This is a genomic window from Anaerococcus sp. mt242, assembly GCF_016798225.1.
GTDB lineage: Bacteria > Bacillota > Clostridia > Tissierellales > Peptoniphilaceae > Anaerococcus.
Window position 1 is genome coordinate 58763 of the sequence record NZ_JAEUYX010000004.1, and the last position, 19717, is coordinate 78479.

The following is a 19717-nucleotide window of genomic DNA, read 5'->3' on the forward strand; positions in this document are numbered from 1 at the left end:
ATTTATATTATTATACATTAATATTTAAAATTTTTTATTAATGCTTTTTATATTTAAAATTATATATTAAAATATAGCTATGAAAACAGCATTTTACACAACAGATATTGGGATAATCAAAATATCCTATAAGCAAAAAATAACAAAAATAGAATTAGTTGACCAAATTAACGAAAATAATGATAAAAGCAAAGAAACTAACGAAATTATTGACCAAATAAATGAATATTTAGACGGCAAAAGAAAAGAATTTAGCATTTATGATTTATGTAAAACCCATGGCACGGATTTTCAGCAAAAGGTCTGGCAAGAACTTTTAAATATCCCCTATGGACAAACAAAAACCTATAAGGATATAGCAAAAAATATAGGTAATGAAAAGGCAGTCAGAGCAGTTGCAACTGCCATCGGCAAAAATCCCCTAATGATAATCACCCCCTGCCACAGAGTTATTGGCAGTGATGGAAAAATGCACGGTTATGCTTATGGACTTGATGTGAAAGAAAAATTACTTGACCTTGAAGATAATAATTAAATCACAGACAAAAAAGTAAGATAACCCTACTTTTCTAGTACTCCACCCCAAAATCTACACTAAATTTATCTCCTCCTTTATGAATAATGGCGCTTTTGTTATCTATTGCTATTAGCTGGAGCCTTTGGCTATAAATCGTGTGGATTTTTTCTGCTGCTTCTTTGAAAGGTTCTTCGCCCCAGTGTGGGAGGGGATAAAAATTTACTAAGTTTAGGGCCTTTGTTGATTTTAATTCGGAAGCGGCTTTTGGATCGTCCATGTATTTTATATATGCTATATCAGGGCTTGCAATTACTGATCCTGCTGATTCTCCAATATAGAGCATGCCCTCATCTACTTTTTCTTTGATTAATTCTAATAAATTTTTCTTTTTTAATTCTTGAAGCAAATAAAAAGTATTGCCGCCAGATACATATAATATTTTAGTATTTTTTATAATTTCTTTGACTTTTTTCTCATCTGTTTGACTTACTTCAAGCTCTGTTATTTCAAATCCCTGCTCTTTAAAATATTTGCGTGCATCCTCTACATACTGGGTGTATGGCGAAACTTCTGCTGCTGTTGCTATAAATGTTATTTCTTTTGCTTGATATTTTTTAATAAATCTTTCAAAGGCATTTTTTGATCCTACTAGACTTGATGATAAAAATATGTTCATTTTCTCTCCTTACTTATATATAGAAATTTCGATCAATTTTTCCTGATTCTTTTTCTACTTAGCATAATTATGACAAATAATATTATTAATAACAGCTCTACTATCCTTGCAAATATTGTATGTGGGGTAAACTGGACTTGCATTATTGCAAGTGATAATAGGGTCAAAAATCCATTTAAGATTTTATAAATAATGCCAAAACTTGTTTTGGTGTAGCTATAAATTGTATAAATTATCAGCATTATGGGATAGACTATTATAGAGTTTCGATAAAAGTTCACATTTGCCAGATAGTGCTCATAGTCTAACTTATAATAATTTGCCAGGTATTGTTCAAAAGATTGAGTACTCGATATAGCTCTTGCATGAAAAATGGTAAAAATAATTATTAGTATGGATATAATTAAAATCCCAATGCTTAATTTTCTTTCCTTTTCTATGTTTTTTATTCTTTGCATATATTCACCTTTTTAGTATTTTCTAGTCTATTATTACCCAAAAGCAGGTATTTATTTGTAAAATAAAACCACCCCATAGGGTGGCTTTGAGTAGCTATTTCTCATGATTATTCTGCTGTTTCAGTAGCTAAGGCTTCCTTTTTTTGCCCTGCTACATTTTCAAAATTTAGTTCATCATCTTTTACTGATAGGTGGATGATTGCATCTCTGTTGAGTTTATTATCTAGGATATCTTCTGCTAGTCTATCATCTATCATTTTTGTGATGTGGCGTTCTAGTGGTCTTGCACCGTATTCTTCGTTAAATCCTTCTTTTGCTAGTAGTTTTACAACTTCATCATCATAAGTAATGTCAATATCTATGTTGTTTAATCTTTGTCTAGTTTTTTCTAACATTAGTTTTGTGATTTCTTCAATGTTTGCTTCACTTAGTGGGTTAAACATAATTACTTCATCTAATCTATTTAAAAACTCTGGAGCAAAGGCATCTTTTACCTCACGTTCTATGATTTCACGGGTACGATCTGCATTTTTTTCTTCAGTTTTTCCTGTTTCAAAACCTATTGCTTGTTTTTCGTTTAGACTTGATACACCAACGTTACTTGTCATGATTATGATTGTATTTTTAAAGTCTACTGTGCGGCCTTGACCATCTGTTAGCCTACCGTCATCTAAGATTTGTAATAATAAATTAAATATATCTGGGTGGGCTTTTTCGATTTCATCAAATAGAATTACAGAATATGGATGATTTCTCACTTGTTCTGTTAATTGTCCGCCTTCTTCATAGCCTACATATCCTGGAGGAGATCCTACTAGACGTGATACTGCAAATTTTTCCATATATTCACTCATATCCATACGGATTAGGTGCTCTTCTGATCCAAATATATTTTCAGCTAAGGATTTTGCAAGATAAGTTTTTCCTACACCTGTTGGTCCTACAAATATAAATGATCCAATTGGTTTGGATGGGTCTTTTAGTCCAACTCTAGCACGTTTTATAGCATGGGCTACTGACTCTATTGCTTCTTCTTGACCAATTACTGTGCCTTCTAGTTCCTTATCAAGGCTAGCGTATTTTTCTTTTTCATCTTCAGTTAATTTTGTAACTGGGACTTTGGACCAAGATGCAACAATGCTTGCAATATCATCAAAGCCTATAAATAAGTTTGGTTTATCCTTATTTTTCTTTTCGATTTCTGCTTCGATTTCAAATCTGGCTTGGTTGATTTGATCGCGCAGTTCTGCTGCTTTTTCAAAGTCTTGGTCTTTTACAGCTTGCTCTTTTTCATGAACTAGCTCATCAATTTTAGCTTGTGGATTTGTATCTGTTTCTTCTTCTTGATAAGCCTTAATGCGTACCTTACTCATAGCTTCATCGATAACATCTATTGCCTTATCTGGCAAAAATCTATCGTTTATATATCTATCTGTTAGCTCAACTGCAGCCTTTATAGCTTCATCAGTCATTTCTACCCCATGGTGGGCCTCGTATTTATCTTTTACACCATAAATAATTTTTCTGGTGTCTGATAATGATGGCTCTTCTACTTGGATAGGTTGCATACGACGAGTTAGGGCGCTGTCTTTTTCTATATATTTTCTGTATTCTTCTATAGTTGTAGCACCGATTATTTGGATATCGCCTTTAGCAAGGACTGGTTTTAGGATATTTGCAGCATCCATTGATCCTTCTGCCGCTCCTGCACCAAGCACCATGTGAAACTCATCTATAAACAATATTATGTCATCACGGGTTGCTAGCTCATCAAAAAGTTTTTTAAGTCTATCTTCAAAATCCCCACGGTATTTTGTTCCTGCAATCATGCTTGCAAGATCAAGGCTTAGTATGGTTTTATCCTCTATTATTTTTGGGACTTCCCCTTCTACAATTCTTTGGGCAAGACCTTCTGAAATAGCAGTTTTACCTACACCTGGCTCACCGATTAGGATAGGATTATTTTTTGTTCTACGCATCAAAATTTGGATGACACGTTCTATTTCATTATCTCGGCCTATAACCGGGTCGATTTTGCCTGACTCTGCTTCTTCGTTCAAGTCACGAGCAAATTTCGAAACATTTTCTGTTAGCTCACTTGCTGCTCCAACCATTTCCGGTTGGTCATTTAGTAACTCTTTTAGATTTCTTTTTACTACTTCTTTTTCAACTCCTGATAACAAAAACATAATGTTTGTTAGGGAGTCTTCGTCTTCTAGGATTGCAAATAATACATTTTCTTCTCCTGCAGAAGATTGACCGTATTTATTTGCATTTAGCCTTGCTAGTTCTAATATTTGTCTTACTTTTTTGCTGTATTCTGTTGCAGGGCGCATGGCTTGACCTTTACCAATGTTATTAATTACAACTTGGCGTAGCAAATCATAGTTTGCCCCAGCAGCCTCTAATGCTTTTGTCGCAACAGAACCTGTTTTCATTAATGCAAGGAGCAAATGCTCTGCACCTATATAATCGTGGTTTAGAGAGTAGCTTTCGCGCCTTGCCTGTTGGGTCAATTTATTTAATCTATTAGCTTCCATTGCCTCTCCTTAATATATGAGTTTAAAAACTCTGATCTTTCCGGGTCTTTTTTGCCCTTGTACTTATCTTTTGTTAAGTTAAAGATTAAATAATCTAGCTCATTGCTTGTTAAGTCAGTATTAAATCCAAGTTTGTTATATTTTTTTAGCTTATAAAGCTCATTTGCGATTGTATTTAAACTGCTTAGTTTGCCCGAGTTTAGAATATTTAAACTTATTGCTATTTGTTCTATTATGTCATCATCAGAAATATTATTTAGTAACTGATAATCTCTTCTAAATCTTCTTTCATTTCTTACAAGGGCATCAATATTTGCACTCATTTGTAGGACATAATCATCCATATCATCGCGATAATTACCAAAATTTTTTACAAGATAGATATCATCTACATATCTATCATAATATCTTGGGATATATCTTGTGCCGTACATGCCATGGCTAAGTAAACCTTGTTTGAAACCATAATATGATTCTTCAGCATCTACTAGGGCAAATAAAAACATTTTTAATCTGATTTCTAGTCCTGCACCATTATTTCGCCCATCACTAGTCAGATACCCATATTTGGCCTTAAAGGCAAAGTCAAATTTATTATCTAATTCCTTTTCAACCTCTATTGCTTTTTGATATGCTTTTTTGACATCCATATCAAAATTACGAATATTTATGGCAATATGATCGCGATCATTGATTGTTAAGATGTAATCATCTTTAAAAACTACTGCAATTTGCGCAAGTTTACTAGTCACATCTTCTGATAGGACCATATCATTTATTAGTTTATTTAAAGTATTATCATCTATTTCATTTAGCAAAACTAATTCATTTGGATAAATATCCCTCATCATTTCCACAATCTTTTCACTATCTTCATAGGTCATAGTCGTTGGAAAATCAAAACCATTTATATTTCGTCTAATAGAAAGATTTGAATTTAGAATTATATCTTTTGCATAATCTATCAATTTTTCACCTTCATATTTAAATCATCTAATTGCTCTTTTAAGTCAGCTGCTTGTTCATAATCCTCAGTTGCTATTGAATGGTCTAGCTTTTCTTGGAGGGTTTTAATCTCAAGAGCTATTTCCTTAAATTCACGGTCTTTTTTAGGTAGTCTACCTGTGTATTTATCATAGTTATTATAGGTTTTTAAAACTTTTTGGGTTAGACTTTCATTTAATTTAAAACACTCTTCACAGCCAAATATGCCTTGGCGGATATTTGACTCAAGATTGCCACAATTTGGGCAAGTTTTCTCATTTAGTCCCTCCACATATGAATATGGTTGGTTATTTTGATTGTATTTATATTCATAATATCCATCGATCATATCATCCAGTGATGGTACAAACTTTTGGATAAGACTTTCTAACTTTTTGTTATTTATATTAAGATTATGAAATCCTTCTTCGTTTAGATCAGCACCATCTCCCATATCTGTGTAAGATTTTAAACAATCATTGCACAAATAAAAGTCATGCTCATGTCCATTTACTATAGCCTTAACGCTTACAGCAGCGTCTTTGCCACATTTTTCACATTTCATAATTAACTCCTCGCTAAAACACTTAAAAGAATATTTTTTATGATATCAGAACGTATGCCATTGCGATTTTTGCTATCAACTCCGCAAAGAGCCTTATCGCTAGTGGCATATTTTGCTAATAAAAACTCATCCTTGGTAAAGTATTTTTTACTATATAAATCCTTAAACAAGCTATCGGCATTTGCTTCAGTCATCTGCCCATTTAAGTTTTTTATTAAATATGATATATAATTATCTTCTTCTACTATGGTAATAATTTTTATAAAACCATTGCCGCCACGTTTGCTTTCTATAAGATACCCGTTGTGAGGGGTAAATCTTGTTGAAAGCACATAATTTATCTGGCTAGGTGCACAGTCAAATTGCAAAGCCAAATCATTGCGTCCAATCTCAAGCATCCCATCAGTAGATTCTTCAAGCATAGCCTTTAAAAATCTCTCAATATCTGATGTAAGACCTGCCATAAACTCACCAACTTTCCTAAGTGTCTTTTTATTTTACAATTATATATTGAAAGGTCAAGAAAAATCTCTGACCTTTTGACTATCTCTGACCTATTTTGTTAAAAAATAAGAATCACTAATTTGATTCTATATAAATTGTACTTTTTTACTAGTATTTTTCAAGATAACTGTATGGGCAATTATAATTTAAACTCTCTAAATCAATGTATTATATAGGCCAAATTTAATAAAAACCGGCTAAAAAAATGCCGGCTCTTACTATAGGTTGGTTTTGTTTAATTTTCACCATTTAAAAAGTCAATCGCATCTTGGCGTAGCTTGCAGCTCCATTTGCAAGAACTGATTCATCTACATTAAATCTCTCATTGCGGTGTGGATAGTCTGCTCCAATTCTTTTGCGAAATATCCAAATGGTTGGTTAGAATTTGTCTATTTATCAATCTCTGTTTCTATTGCCAAATAGTAAAAACATTCTTAAAAATTGTAAGGCTGTGGCAAGGGTTGCAGCAACGTATGTGAAAGCTGCTGCCTTTAACATACCAGCAGCATATTGATTTTCTTCTCCAACTAGCATTCCTGATTCTTCTAGTACTGCTAAGGCGCGTCTACTGGCATTAAATTCCACTGGCAGAGTTACTATTTGAAAAACAAGTGTTAGGGCAAATAATATAAGTCCAAAGTCTATCAAATTTTGTCTAGCCAAAAACATACCTATAAGTAAGATTGGCATACTAAGTCTTGATCCAAAGTTGACTGCTGGTACTAGCCAAGATTTTACTCTAAGCGGAGTGTAGCCCTCTTTATACTGGATAACGTGTCCTAGCTCGTGGGCTGCTACTGCAACTGATGCAATCGATGAATCATTTATAGACTCGGGAGAGAGAGCAACTTCTTTGGTTGCTGGGTTAAAATAATCTCCCATGGCATTATTTATTCTCTTTATTGTAATATCGTCATATCCCCTGGTGCTCAATATATAATCAGCGGTTTGCTTACCTGTAATGTGTTTTTTAGTTTGGATTTTGCTATATTTGCTAAATGCTCTTTGAACATTTGCCTGAGCAATCATAGTTATAATAATACCAATGATTACTAAAATATAAGTCCTATCAAATCCATAATAATAAGGCATAATATTCCTCCTCATCTTTTTAAATTATTATACCTTTGATTTATAATATTTAAAAGTAGAGTTAAACTTTATTAAAAATGAGCATAGAAAAAGGGCTATCATCTAGCCCAATTTCCTTTTAGAAAAGAATAAGTTAGTCCTAGTTTTCTAAAGGGAAAACTTTTAAGGAATTAATAATGAAAAACCTAGCTATGTAATAGCTAATATTATTATAACATAAAAAATAATTTATGCAAACATTTTCTCGAAATTATTTTTCTTATCCTTTTTAGCTTATTTTAAAGGATTACTCTGTCAATCTCATAGTCCTAGCGTTTTCTTTGCTTCCAATGAGCACTAAATTGTCATTTTCTTTTATAACTAAATCCGGATCTAGGTCCATTATCATCTCACCATCTCTTAAAAATCCAACTACGTTCATTTGATATTGATTTCTAAAATCAAGCTCTCTTAAAGTGTGTCCCACCCATGATTCTTTTACCTTTATTTCTATCATAGAAAAATTATCAGAAAATTCAATAAGTTCAACAAGATTTGGATCAGCTATCACTCTTGCTAATCTTTCACCCGTATCTCTTTCTGGAAATATAATAGCATCTGCCCCTATTTTTTCTAGAATTCTTGCATGGGATTTGCTTGTTGCCTTTGCAATTACTTCTCCAACACCGCTATCTTTACAAATAAGAGTAGCTTCTATAGAAGCTTCTAGATCTCTACCAGTAGCTATGATAGCCACATCGTAGTTGCTGATACCGAGTGATTTCATAGCTTCTTCTTCTGTTATATCCGCTTGGATAGCACTAGATACGTAGTTAGCAATTTTTTCTATCTTATTATAGTCTCCATCGACAGCTGTAACGTAAACTCCTCTTTCAAATAAGTTAGTAGCTACTGCTTGTCCAAACCTACCAATTCCTAATACAATAATATTTTTTTTCATAATTTCTCCTAACCTAAACTTATAAATGTTTCTGGATATTTTATCATCTTATCTTCTGCTTTCAGTCCAAAAGCATAGGCCATAGTCATAGGACCTATCCTACCTAAGTACATACAAAGACCTAAAAGTATTTTTGCTATCCTTGAAAGTTCTGGAGTAATACCCCTAGAAGCTCCAACCGTTGCAAGAGCGGATGTTGTTTCATATAAGATATCTATAAAATTAAAATTATCCGTTATAGAAATAGTAAAGCTTACTAAAAGTACTATTGTAAGGGATATCATAAAAATAGATAGAGCTTTTTTTATACTCTCATCAGATATACTACGACCAAAAACTACAGGTTCTTTTTCATTTTTAATTACAGAAATAGTTGCTATAACTAAAACACCAAAAGTAGTTGTCTTTATACCACCAGCTGTAGAACCTGGAGATCCACCTATAAACATCAATCCTATAAGTAAAAGTGAAGTAGATACCTTTATTTTAGATAAATCCACAGAATAAAATCCTGCAGTTCTTGCTACAACTGATTGGAAAAATGATTCTAGCATACCCGGACCAAATCCTTCACCATCTAGGACACCACCTTGTAGTGACTCCAATAAATAAAAACCAAAGGCCCCTACTAATATCAAAATCAAAGTAATAACTAAAACTAGCTTTGAATTGGTAGAAATTTTCTTTAAATCTCTCCTATAAAAAATCTCACTAGTAACCATAAAACCAAGACCACCAATAATTATTAAAAGCATAATGGTAATATTTACCAAATAATCTGCCCTAAGAGGATAAATAGAATCACCTAAGATATCAAAACCCGCATTACAAAAAGCAGAAATCGAGTGAAAAACTGCATACCAGATGCCCTTGCCCAGACCATAAGTTGGGACAAAACGAAAGCTTAAAAATAATGCTCCTAGGGCTTCAACTGAAAAAGTAAAGATTAATACATATATAAAAAGATTAATCATTCCAGCCATGCTTTCAATATTAAATTGGTCTCTTAAAATTTGCCTAGACTTTAGGCCGATTTTTTTTCTAAGTATCAATGGCACCAAGGAAGCTATAGACATAACTCCAAGTCCGCCAATTTGTATTAAAATAATAATAACAACATGGCCAAGAGTATTCCAATACATGCCCGTATTTACAGGAGTAAGACCAGTTACACAAGTTGCACTCGCTGCTACAAAAAATGCATCAATGATGCCTGTTCTTTTTCCACTTTGAGTTACAAAAGGAGTTGACAAAATAAGACCACCCAAGGTAATGACAATCAAAAATCCAATAGTAAATACACGCGCAGGACTTTCTGTAATCTTATCAAAAGCTTTTTTTAAAATGTTTGTCTGCATAAATTTACCTTTCTTAATCAATAAAAGCCCACCAAAAAAGTTTTTTGAGGGCTTAATCTAATGCAATTTTACAAGATGTTTTTACCCTTGTCAATAAGATTTGGATAAATATTTTTACTTTTAATTAATGGGTATAAAATAGTTGAAAATCAAAGATTTTAAGGAGGATAGATGAAAAAAGTACATAAAATAATAAAACTATTAGTACTCAGCATAGTAATTTTATTGCCAACAACTGTATTTGCAGATGACTTTGACCATATAGATATAAATGTAGATATCGACAAAAATGGTATAGGAAGTGTTAGCGAAGATTGGCAAATAGATGAGACTGACAATGACTTTACAGAAAGATACAAAAAAATCGAAAATCTAAAGGGACTAAAAATCGATGACTTTTATGTATCCATGGATGGCAAAAAATTTAACGAAAAAAGTCCTTGGAATGTAGATGAAGATTTTGAACAAAAGGCCTATAAATACGGCCGTATCGATGAGGATGATGAAGTTGAGCTTTGCTGGGGGATTAGTAATCGAAGCAAAGACAATCTTTATAAGCTAAATTATAAAATAAATCCAATTATAATCGGCCTAAATGATAGCGATATGCTATTTTTTGAATTTGTAGGAGCATATCTAGATCCAAAACCAGATAATTTTACCATAAAAATCAACTCATACGATCCAATGGATGAAAATGTAAAAATGTGGGCCTTTGGTTTTGAAGGAGACATACACAATCAAAACGGATCTATAATTGCAAAAACAAATGGTGCAATCAGCAAGGGTAGAATCTTGCTAAAATTCCCAAAAGGGACTTTCAATACTAGTTATAGGGAAGATAAGACCTTTGATGATTACAAAGATCAAGCCTTTGAGGGAGCAGATTTTGAAAATAGTGAGGGAACTGCTCAAATGACAAAAGAATCTGATTTCCCAATCCTTATCGGTGCAATCATTGCCCTATTAGGTGTAGGATTTGCTGCTTTTGGAATAAAAAAAGCAGTTGAAGAAGCAAACAAAACTAAGTTTAGCAATATAAAAGAAATACCAGATGTAAAAAACATCAAAACATATAACTATGACAAAATCCCATACGAGGGAAACTTAGAAGACCTATATGTCATTGTAACAAATGCCTACCCAAATTCTCAAAACTTTGACCGCCTCATTAATGCTTTTTTCTTAAAATGGATAAATGAGGGTGCCTTAACTTTCATAGAGGATAAAAAAGACCATGGTATCTTTAAAAAATCTCTAGATCAATTATCCATAAACCACAAACCTAAAAATATGGGCCAAATTGAGGAAGATTTATTTGGATATCTAATGGGTGCGGCAAATGAAAGAAGCGATGGCAAAATCACCCAATCATCATTTCAAAATTATATGAAAAAAAGAAATAAATCCTTAGTAAATCTCATCCAAAGAATAGATGACCTAAGTATGAAAGCTCTAATAGAAAATGATTATGTAGAAAAAATTGAAAAAGTAAAAAGAAATGGAAAAGTTAAAGTAAAAAACCACTTAACCCAAAAGGGTATGGAGCTTTATAAAAACTTTGTAGGATTTAAAAATTATCTAGAAAATTATGACAAAATCGATGTTTCCAAAATAGAAGATATGGAAATCTTGGATAAATATATGATATTTGCAGCCCTATACGGCATAAGTGAGCAAACTTACGATAGTTTTGTAGATATATATCCAGATTACACCTATTATGGGCTTTATAATTACCACATGATCCATCATATCAGCCACTACTCCCATGCAGCAAGTTCTGGAGGAGAAAGTACATCCTTTGCTGGTGGCGGTGGCTCAGCATCCTTTGGTGGAGGAGCTGGAGGTTTTGGTGGAGGTGGCGGCGGTGGCCGTTAAAGAAAGCAAAATCTATCAGCAATTGGGTATATAAATATTAGAAAAATAGTAATAAATTTAGGAGGTATATATGAAATTTTTTGTAGACCAAGATGAATGTATCGGATGTGGTATGTGTGAAACAATCTGTCCAGACGTTTTTTCTATGAATGATGACAATGTATCAGAAGCTATCAGTGGCGATATTCCCGAAGAATTTATCGAATCTGCCCTAGAAGCAGAAGAATCTTGCCCAGTTAGCTGTATCTCACACGAAGAATAATAAAAAATAAAAGTCTAAAAAGCAGTTTGCTTTTTAGACTTTTTATTTATAAACAACTGGAACATTATGGTTTTTAAAAATCTTTAAGATTTCATCCTTTTTTCCAATAGGAAATCTCCAAGTGTCGATAGAATTGGAATTGATAACAAGAGTAAAAACAGCTTGGGCATCCTCAGTAGTAAAATTGACTTGTTTTAGGTCAGAAAATTTGTGTCTTTGATTGATAAAAGAAATATTGCCTTGGAAAATAAATCCATCTGGCAAAAATCCCCTATTAAATCTAGCTGCCAATACATAAATTGACATGACTATACACATAATCAAAGTCTCGCCTATACGAAATTTTACAAAATACGCAAATGCACCAAAAATCAACCAGACAAGCACTATGGAAATGATATCCATTTTGTTGATGTCAGGTCTTAGAATGATATCCTTACCCCTATAAAAAATGACACCAGCAAGGATTAGAAAAACCGCCGTAACTAGATAAATCATATGTCCCCCTAGATTTGTTAATTCTTACAAATATTATATAATAGAAAAAAGTTTAAAGGAAGTAAAGGATAAATATATGAAAAAATTATATTTTAAGGAAAAATTTTTCAAAATTACCGACCATTATCCAATTTTGGATGAAAATGGCAGAGAAGCCTATTACCTAGACCAAGATTTTACCTTTATTGGCTACAAATCAGCAGTAAGCAACCAAAACGGACACGAAATTTTTAATATCGACCGTGAAATATTAGCATTTTTCCCAAGGTATACCGTTTCATTTGCTGACGATTCCTCTATGGTTATTCAGCAAAAATTCGAGTTTTTCAAACACAGGGTCCATGTTTATATGAAGGATGAGACCCTAGACCTAGTAGGAAATATTTTCCATTATGATTTTGATATCAAAAACGGAGCTGGGCAAAATATAGGAGCAGTCCGCAGAAAAATATTTACTCTAACAGATACCTACGAACTAACTATATTTGACGAAAACTACACAGAAGAGCTAATCGCCCTTGTCATTTGCCTAAATGATATGATAGACCGCGAGCAAGCATCATCAGCTTCAAGTGCCAATTAAGGAGAAAAAAATTGAAGGAAGAAATTTTAAAATATATAGAAGAACTTTGTAACACTCCATCACCTACAGGCTACACAAAAAGAGCCGAAGCATATTTGATAGAAGAATTTAAGAAAATGGGCTATGAACCATACCAATCCAATAAGGGTAATGTAATAGTCCCAATCAATCCAGGAAATGAAAACGGATTATTAATGTCAGCCCATGTCGATACCCTAGGACTAATGGTCCGTTCTATAAAATCAAACGGCAGACTTAGAGTAACAACACTTGGAGGATTCCCTCTATCATACGCTGAGCAAGAAAATGTGACAATCATTACCAGAAGCGGCAAAGAATATAGTGGAGTTTTAAGAATAAATAATCCAGCAGTCCACGGTTCATCCGACCCAAGAGAGATTAAACGTGATGATGTCAACATGGAAGTAGTCATAGATGAGATTACAAATTCAGCAGAAGATACAGAAAAACTTGGTATAGCAGCAGGAGACTTTATTGCTCTAGACCCAAGATTTAGGGTAGATAATGGATTTGTAAAATCCCGCCATCTAGATGATAAGGCAAGCGCCGGAGTTTTGATGGCCCTTTCCAAAGAAATCAAGGAAAAAAATATAAAAATAAATCGTCCACTCTACTTTGCATTTACAATCTATGAAGAAGTAGGCCACGGAGCAGCAAGCGGCCACCCAGCAGGCATCACAGATATGATAGCAGTTGATATGGGAGTAGTTTATGATGACCTAAAAACAGACGAAACCAAAGTATCAATATGTGCAAAAGACAGCTCCGGTCCATACAACTTTGACCTAACAAACGAGCTAATAGCAACAGCAAAAGAAAACAATATAGACTACGCCATAGACATCTACCCATTCTACGGATCAGACGCGTCAGCAGCAGTATCAAGCGCAAACGACTTCCGCCACGCATTAGTAGGAAGCGGTATCGCAGCAAGCCATGGTTATGAGAGAACACATGTAGATGGGTTAAATGGACTTTATGAATTGTTAAAAGCGTATTTGGAAGAAAACTAGGACTTGGGTCCTGGTTTTTTTGTGGTGAAATTTAGGGTTTTTTATTTAAATTGCGAAGCCGAAGGATCTCCTGGGAATTTTATTTTCCATTTCGACTAAGCGAGTGGAACGGAGCGCATGGAGAAATCTGTGTTTTAATTTTTTTTTATTTTGGTCATATAGATAATATCTATATTTATTTTGATACTTCGATTATTGGAGGGCCACTTTAAGGGGGTTCGTCCTCATTCAGCCGGACGGGCTATCCCCCTCCAAAGTATCTTGCTTCGCAAGACCATTCCATGGAGGGTCCTCCATTAGCCGGACGGGCTTGTTTCAAACCACCCCGCAAACTTCACCCCTAAACGGTCCCTACGCGGGATGCGTTTTTTAAGGTAGGAATCGCTTTGCGATGTCCGTTTGAGAGGAAAGAGTTGGTTGCTTTTGCAACCTTTTTTGTATTTGCGCTGACGCTGGATCTCTCCGCTCCGCTTCACTTCGGTCGAGATGACAAGCAATTAAGGGAATGATTATCCCTCAGATTTGTCATTTCGACCGGAGAAGACGGCAGGCTTCGGAGTGGAGAAATCTAGCCACTGCATTTTTCAAATGACATTTTTATTTACTTTTTCCCACCACCCCATTCTTTCAACAAATCTTTCCATTCTGGATTTTGCATATTGACCAGTCTATCTTTCTTATGCCTACTCCAATTTTTAAGTTGTTTTTCTCTAGACAGTGCAGCGTAAACGTCTGTGGTGGATTCTACATAAACTAACTTATAAATATTATAATGAGAAGTAAATCCATTTGCTTTCTTCTTGCTATGCTCATCCATGCGTCGGTAGAGGTTATTTGTTACACCTATGTAAAGAGTGGAGTTGGTGTAATTTGTAATCATATATACGTAATATAAGCGCTCCATTATTACTCCTTTGTCTTTTTTATATTTATAGCCAAATATATCATTGAATCCTCATTTTTTATATAAACTTAAGATAATGATTGCGCTGACGCTGGATCTCTCGGCTGCGCTCGAGATGACAGGTAATTGAGGGAATGACTATTCCATAGACTTGTCATTTCGACCGGAAAATCCGTTAGGATTTGGAGCGGAGAAATCTTTTCTATTTTTCCTTTCTTACTCGTCTGTCATCCTGAGCGGATTATAACGGAGTCGAAGGATCTCCTTGGATTTTAATTATTGTTATTGCGTTGTTTTAGGATAATGCAATCCTTGGAGACCCTTCGGCTGCGCTCAGGGTGACAGTGGGGCTTTTTTTGTGGGTATGAGGACAGATGGTTATGGTGATGATTATCCCCAAACTTGTCATTTCGACCGGAGAATCCGGTAGGATTTGGAGTGGAGAAATCTTTCGCGTTATTTTCTTGACTTTGCATTCATACCGTATCGCTACTTTCCAGATTTTATCCCAACAAAAAAAGAGGCTTTTGCCTCTAGTTTTTTTGCTATTTTTCTTCTCTCCTAAAGTCTGATGCCCTTAAGGTTTCATCTATTATTTCATCTACGTTTTCTTCTCTTACTCTTAGTTCATCATAGGCTATGTTTGTTGGGAGTTTGAATTCCATGCTGTTTGCTCTTAGCATATTTACTTGTCTGATACCGTGTTCTATGCCCTCACGGTCGGTTAGTTTTTCGTCTTCTTTGTAGGCTTCTTCTAAGTCTTCGAAATTCATTACTTTTAGCTTTGTCGTTTCTGTTTGTCCTAGGACTTCTAGAATTTTTTTGTAGAAATCTTCGTAGCTTATATATCCTGTGGCCACTGCATAAGTTTTTCTGTGATTGCCATTTTCTAATGCGCTGATAGCTGCTTGTCCTACCGCACTTGCTGTGATGATGGCAAATCCTCCGCTGGTTACTGGCATAAATTCTTGATTTCTAAGCATATCTACAAACATTGACCAAAGTGGTACTTTGCCTGGCATAGTACCAAATATTTGTGGCAGCCTTAGGACAGACACATTCATCGCTCCCTCGCCTTCATACATTGCAGCCTTTTCTTGGAGGAGTCTGGTTTCTACATATGGTTCTTCTTGGTAGAGATTTTCTCTTAGATATTCATTTTTTTCTGCAAATTCTGATGTATATGAGCCAAATAGAACAAAATTTTTGACCCCTGCTTCTTTGGCTAGTCTTGCTATTCTTGCAGTTGGCAATACGTTTTTGTCATAGAAAAATTTCCTAGCTGGCTTTTCTGGGACTATGCGTTCATCAACCCCGCCTGCATAGACAAAAGAATCGCAACCACGGATCATCTCGATTATTTCTGCATCAGAAAGTGCAAAAAAGTTTTGGACTATAAACTCTACATTTGTATCATCAGCAAATTTTAATTCGTCGGGCAAATCTACCACATCCACAGTCCTTACCGCATAGCCACGGGCTACTGCTTCTTTTATGGTAGGATACCCCAAAAATCCTGCCCCGCCTAGTACAAAAATTTTATTTACACCATTCATAGTCTATTCCTCATCATTTGATAGATAATCATAAGAAATGCCGTAATAATTTTCAACAGCCTCGTATTGAGTACCGTGTTTTAGCTCTTTTACTGCATCCGCACCCTTTATAATTTCAACTAAGCGCATAGCAATATAAACAGTCACTGCTGCCCCACGACTGGTTGTGATATTTCCATCAGTTACGACTAATTGGTCATCTACATACTCTAGGCAATTGTCGATATCATCTTTCATATCTGGAAAAGATGTAGCGCGTTTGTCAGCCAAAACACCTGCACGGTTTAGGACAATAGGTCCAGCACAGATGGCCGCAATGATTTTATTTTCATCATTAAAAGTTTTTACAATGTCGATTACACGATCATCATCACGTAGAACTTCAGCACCCTTGGTGCCACCAGGGATATATAGCCCATCAAAATCTTTCGGGTTGATGTCAGAAAGATTGGCATCAGCTTTTATAATAATATTTGATTTTGTAGTAATATCAGTGCCCTCATGGATAGAAACAGTGGTCACATCAATATCAGCACGACGCAAATAGTCAATAACAGTGATGGCCTCCACATCCTCAGAGCCGTTTGCTAAAAATACTAGAAATTTCATAAAAAAAGTCCTTCCTCTTCTAAAATAAGCTTTGTCTTTATTGATATATACCCAGTTGGGGAAGATATTTGCTAAATGTCTTTTTAATAAATTTGGTTTTTTGGAGTTTAATTTGTTTATTTGGGGAATGATTATCCCTCAGACTTGTCATTTCGACCGGAGAAAATTTTTGATTTTCGGAGTGGAGAAATCTTTTTTACTATTTTATTGATGACGCTTCGCTGGATCTCTCGACTGCGCTCGAGATGACAAGAAATTAAGGGAATGATTTTCCCCCTAGACTGTCATTTCGACCGGAGAAGGCGGTAGGCTTCGGAGTGGAGAAATCTTTTCAATTTTGTAAATACTCTGTCTGTCATCCTGAGCGGAGTGTAACGGAGTCGAAGGATCTCCTGGGAATATCATTATCCATTTCGACTAAGCTAGTGGAACGTAGCGCATGGAGAAATCTGTTTTTTATTTAATTTTATTTTGGTCATGTGGGTAATGTTTTTATTTACTTTTATACTTCGACTATTGGAGGGCCACTTTAAGGGGGTTCGTCCTCATTCAGCCAGACGGGCTATTACCCCCCTCCAAAGTATCTTGCTTCGCAAGACCATTCCATGGAGGGTCCTCCATTAGCCGGACGGGCTTGTTTCAAACCACCCCGCAAACTTCACCCCTAAACGGTCCCTACGCGGGATGCGTTTTTTAAGGTAGGAATCGCTTCGCGATGTCCGTTTGAGAGGAAAGTGTTGGTTGCTTTTGCAACCTTTTTTGTATTTGCGCTGCGCTGGATCTCTCCACTCCGCTTCGCTACGGTCGAAATGACAGAGGGCTGGGAGAATGGTCATCCCCTAGATTGTTATTTCGACCGGAGAAGCCGTTAGGATTCGGAGCGGAGAAATTTTTTTACTGTTTTGGAGTAGCGCTGCGCTTAGTCGAAATAAGACTTGGCTGGAGGAATGGTTATTTGGTTGTATTTCGTGGCATTTGACTTTCCTTGATTCTTCTTTGGGAGAATCGGGATAGGTCATGAAAAAAATACTCCCACCTTTATTTGGTGGGAGCATTTTCAAGTGAGTACCGCGGTTACTATTATTTTTTAAATTTTAAAGTCTTTTCGAGTGCACTCTTAGTGTGACTTTTATTTAATTTTTAAGTTTTATAAGCTAATGTTAAAATTAGTTATTTTTTTTGCTTGCTGCGTAAGCTACTGAAGCTGCTGCTAATACACCTGCAACGCCAGCTACACCAGCGATACCTGTTTTAGCGTTTGAACCAGCTTTTTTGTTAGCTGTTCTTTTTACAACTTTTGTTGTATCTTTTTTGTCGCCTTTGTTTTCAGCTGGTTTTTCGTCGTCTTTTTTGTCGTCGTCAGCTGGTTTTTCATCATCTTTTTTGTCATCGTCAGCTGGTTTTTCGTCGTCTTTTTTGTCGTCGTCAGCTGGTTTTTCGTCATCTTTTTTAGCGTCTTTATCGATTTCTTTCATAAGATCTTTCATTTCTTTGTCGTTTGTTTCAAGTTCATCGATAAGAGCGTCAACGTCTTCAGATGTAGCTTCTTCTTCTGCAGCGTAAGCTGTTGAGAATAGAGATGCTGTAATGTTGTTAGCTTTAAGGATTTTTTCAGCTTTTTCTAATGCAACTCTTTGTTCAGCAGCAATTTTGTCAAGTTTTTCAATGTTTGCTGTTGATGTGTTTGGCATGAATTGTTTTAAGATTTCAACTGCTTTTAGAGTTTCTCTAGCGTTTTTAACTGTTTCTTGAAGTTTAGCAAGTTGTTCATCTGTTATTTTATCTTTAGATGGAGTTTTGTCGTCATCTTTAACTTCGATACCGTTGTTTGTAGCTGTTACGATAACGTTGAATGCTTCCGCAAATCCTTTTAATGCTGCAACGCTAGCATTGCTTTTTCCTTCAAGTCTATCTGATTCTTTTTTAGCTGCTTCATATTCTTCTTCAAGTCTATCTTTTTCTTGAGAAGCTGTTGTGTATTCTCTGTATTTTTCTTGAGCATCTTTAACTTTTGAATCTGCTTCTTTTAGTTCTTTGTAAGCTTTTTTAGCTCTATCGATTGCTTGATCAAATTCACCACTTGCAAGGTTAAGATCTGCTTTTTCTGTAAGGTCATAGTCTTTTTGATCTTCTGCTTTTACAGTGTTATCTTCTACGATTCTAACTTTTCCATCGTTAAGAGCAAAGTTTTTCTCTTCTGTTAGAGCTTCACCATCTTTTTTCTTGTTAAGATTATCTAAAGCAATATCAAAATTTGATTGAACTTCTGCTTTTCCTATTACATTACCATCAGCATCAACAATGTTTTGTGTTTTGAATTCATCATAAGCTTTGTTGTATCTTTCTACAGCTGTGTCATAAGCTTCTTTTAAAGAGTCTGTATTTTTTTTAGCTGCAAGGTATGCATTATAATCTTTGCTAGCTTCTTCTAAAGCTCTTTCAAATTGAGCTTTTGTTAATGTTTTTCCATCAACTTCTACTTTGTCTTCAACTGTTTTTGGAAGTTTTGTTGTAACATAAGTTGTGTCTTGTGCAGCGTTAGCTACTACTGGTGTAACTAATGCTAGTGCTAATGCACCTGATGCAATTCTTTTGTTTAATTTCATTATAGTATCTCCTTGTTAGTTCTTTAACTACTATTTTATTTGCGTAATAAATAGTACTCACTTTACACTATCTATATTACACCACCATCTACATTTTTGCAACACATTTGATGAATTTCTCAATATATCTAAAAAATATACTTACAAGAA

The 19717-nt window shown here is 34.9% G+C and carries 19 protein-coding genes; 5 read left to right on the forward strand and 14 right to left on the reverse strand.

Annotated elements, in window-relative coordinates:
• Positions 1–79: 79 nt before the first annotated feature.
• On the forward strand, positions 80–535 hold the full coding sequence (locus JNO63_RS03205) for a methylated-DNA--[protein]-cysteine S-methyltransferase (RefSeq protein WP_203127051.1): 456 nt from the start codon (positions 80–82) through the stop codon (positions 533–535).
• A 34-nt stretch (positions 536–569) separates the two neighbouring features.
• Here the strand turns inward: JNO63_RS03205 and JNO63_RS03210 are convergent, their stop codons facing one another.
• From JNO63_RS03210 to JNO63_RS03250, 9 genes are all read right to left on the reverse strand, one after another.
• Positions 570–1193, reverse strand: a complete 624-nt coding sequence (locus tag JNO63_RS03210) for a Type 1 glutamine amidotransferase-like domain-containing protein (protein WP_203127052.1) — start codon at positions 1191–1193, stop codon at positions 570–572.
• 32 nt (positions 1194–1225) lie between these two features.
• Positions 1226–1651, reverse strand: a complete 426-nt coding sequence (locus tag JNO63_RS03215) for a hypothetical protein (protein WP_203127053.1) — start codon at positions 1649–1651, stop codon at positions 1226–1228.
• A 107-nt stretch (positions 1652–1758) separates the two neighbouring features.
• The gene (locus JNO63_RS03220; protein ID WP_203127054.1) at positions 1759–4191 is read right to left on the reverse strand and encodes an ATP-dependent Clp protease ATP-binding subunit; all 2433 of its coding nucleotides are present in this window, start codon (positions 4189–4191) and stop codon (positions 1759–1761) included.
• Complete coding sequence (locus tag JNO63_RS03225; RefSeq protein ID WP_203127055.1) at positions 4173–5159, reverse strand: ATP--guanido phosphotransferase; 987 nt, start codon at positions 5157–5159, stop codon at positions 4173–4175. Before JNO63_RS03225 ends, JNO63_RS03220 begins: the two co-directional genes overlap by 19 nt.
• Complete coding sequence (locus JNO63_RS03230) at positions 5156–5740, reverse strand: UvrB/UvrC motif-containing protein (RefSeq protein WP_203127056.1); 585 nt, start codon at positions 5738–5740, stop codon at positions 5156–5158. The genes JNO63_RS03225 and JNO63_RS03230 overlap by 4 nt, the downstream gene beginning before the upstream one ends.
• A 2-nt stretch (positions 5741–5742) precedes the next feature.
• Complete coding sequence (locus tag JNO63_RS03235; RefSeq protein ID WP_203127057.1) at positions 5743–6204, reverse strand: CtsR family transcriptional regulator; 462 nt, start codon at positions 6202–6204, stop codon at positions 5743–5745.
• A gap of 436 nt (positions 6205–6640) precedes the next feature.
• Positions 6641–7336 (reverse strand): zinc metallopeptidase, encoded by a 696-nt coding sequence (locus JNO63_RS03240; RefSeq protein ID WP_203127058.1) that lies wholly within the window; start codon positions 7334–7336, stop codon positions 6641–6643.
• 286 nt (positions 7337–7622) lie between these two features.
• The gene (locus JNO63_RS03245) at positions 7623–8276 is read right to left on the reverse strand and encodes a potassium channel family protein (RefSeq protein ID WP_203127059.1); all 654 of its coding nucleotides are present in this window, start codon (positions 8274–8276) and stop codon (positions 7623–7625) included.
• An 8-nt stretch (positions 8277–8284) separates the two neighbouring features.
• The gene (locus tag JNO63_RS03250; protein WP_203127060.1) at positions 8285–9634 is read right to left on the reverse strand and encodes a TrkH family potassium uptake protein; all 1350 of its coding nucleotides are present in this window, start codon (positions 9632–9634) and stop codon (positions 8285–8287) included.
• A gap of 171 nt (positions 9635–9805) precedes the next feature.
• Here JNO63_RS03250 and JNO63_RS03255 point away from each other — a divergent pair, with 171 nt between their 5' ends.
• Complete coding sequence (locus JNO63_RS03255; protein ID WP_203127061.1) at positions 9806–11515, forward strand: DUF2207 family protein; 1710 nt, start codon at positions 9806–9808, stop codon at positions 11513–11515.
• A gap of 70 nt (positions 11516–11585) precedes the next feature.
• On the forward strand, positions 11586–11777 hold the full coding sequence (locus JNO63_RS03260) for a ferredoxin (RefSeq protein ID WP_203127062.1): 192 nt from the start codon (positions 11586–11588) through the stop codon (positions 11775–11777).
• Between the two features lie 42 nt (positions 11778–11819).
• On the opposite strand, the gene JNO63_RS03265 is transcribed toward JNO63_RS03260, so the two are convergent.
• Positions 11820–12275, reverse strand: coding sequence for a hypothetical protein (locus JNO63_RS03265; protein WP_203127063.1), 456 nt, complete (start codon positions 12273–12275; stop codon positions 11820–11822).
• A gap of 76 nt (positions 12276–12351) precedes the next feature.
• Between JNO63_RS03265 and JNO63_RS03270 the strand changes: the two genes are divergently transcribed.
• Positions 12352–12858 (forward strand): LURP-one-related/scramblase family protein, encoded by a 507-nt coding sequence (locus JNO63_RS03270; protein WP_203127064.1) that lies wholly within the window; start codon positions 12352–12354, stop codon positions 12856–12858.
• A gap of 11 nt (positions 12859–12869) precedes the next feature.
• Complete coding sequence (locus tag JNO63_RS03275) at positions 12870–13892, forward strand: M42 family metallopeptidase (RefSeq protein WP_203127065.1); 1023 nt, start codon at positions 12870–12872, stop codon at positions 13890–13892.
• Between the two features lie 601 nt (positions 13893–14493).
• Here JNO63_RS03275 and JNO63_RS03280 read toward each other — a convergent pair.
• The 4 genes from JNO63_RS03280 to JNO63_RS03295 all read right to left on the reverse strand — a co-directional run bounded on the left by JNO63_RS03280 (position 14494) and on the right by JNO63_RS03295 (position 19567).
• The gene (locus tag JNO63_RS03280) at positions 14494–14796 is read right to left on the reverse strand and encodes a GIY-YIG nuclease family protein (protein ID WP_203127066.1); all 303 of its coding nucleotides are present in this window, start codon (positions 14794–14796) and stop codon (positions 14494–14496) included.
• 545 nt (positions 14797–15341) lie between these two features.
• Entirely contained in the window at positions 15342–16352 is a 1011-nt protein-coding gene (locus JNO63_RS03285) for an NAD-dependent epimerase/dehydratase family protein (RefSeq protein ID WP_203127067.1), read from the reverse strand.
• Positions 16353–16355: 3 nt separating this feature from the next.
• Positions 16356–16961 carry a DJ-1 family glyoxalase III gene (locus tag JNO63_RS03290; protein WP_203127068.1) on the reverse strand — a complete coding sequence of 202 codons (606 nt, stop codon included), beginning with the start codon at positions 16959–16961 and terminating at the stop codon, positions 16356–16358.
• A gap of 1166 nt (positions 16962–18127) precedes the next feature.
• Positions 18128–19567, reverse strand: a complete 1440-nt coding sequence (locus JNO63_RS03295; protein ID WP_203127069.1) for a hypothetical protein — start codon at positions 19565–19567, stop codon at positions 18128–18130.
• Positions 19568–19717: the final 150 nt, after the last annotated feature.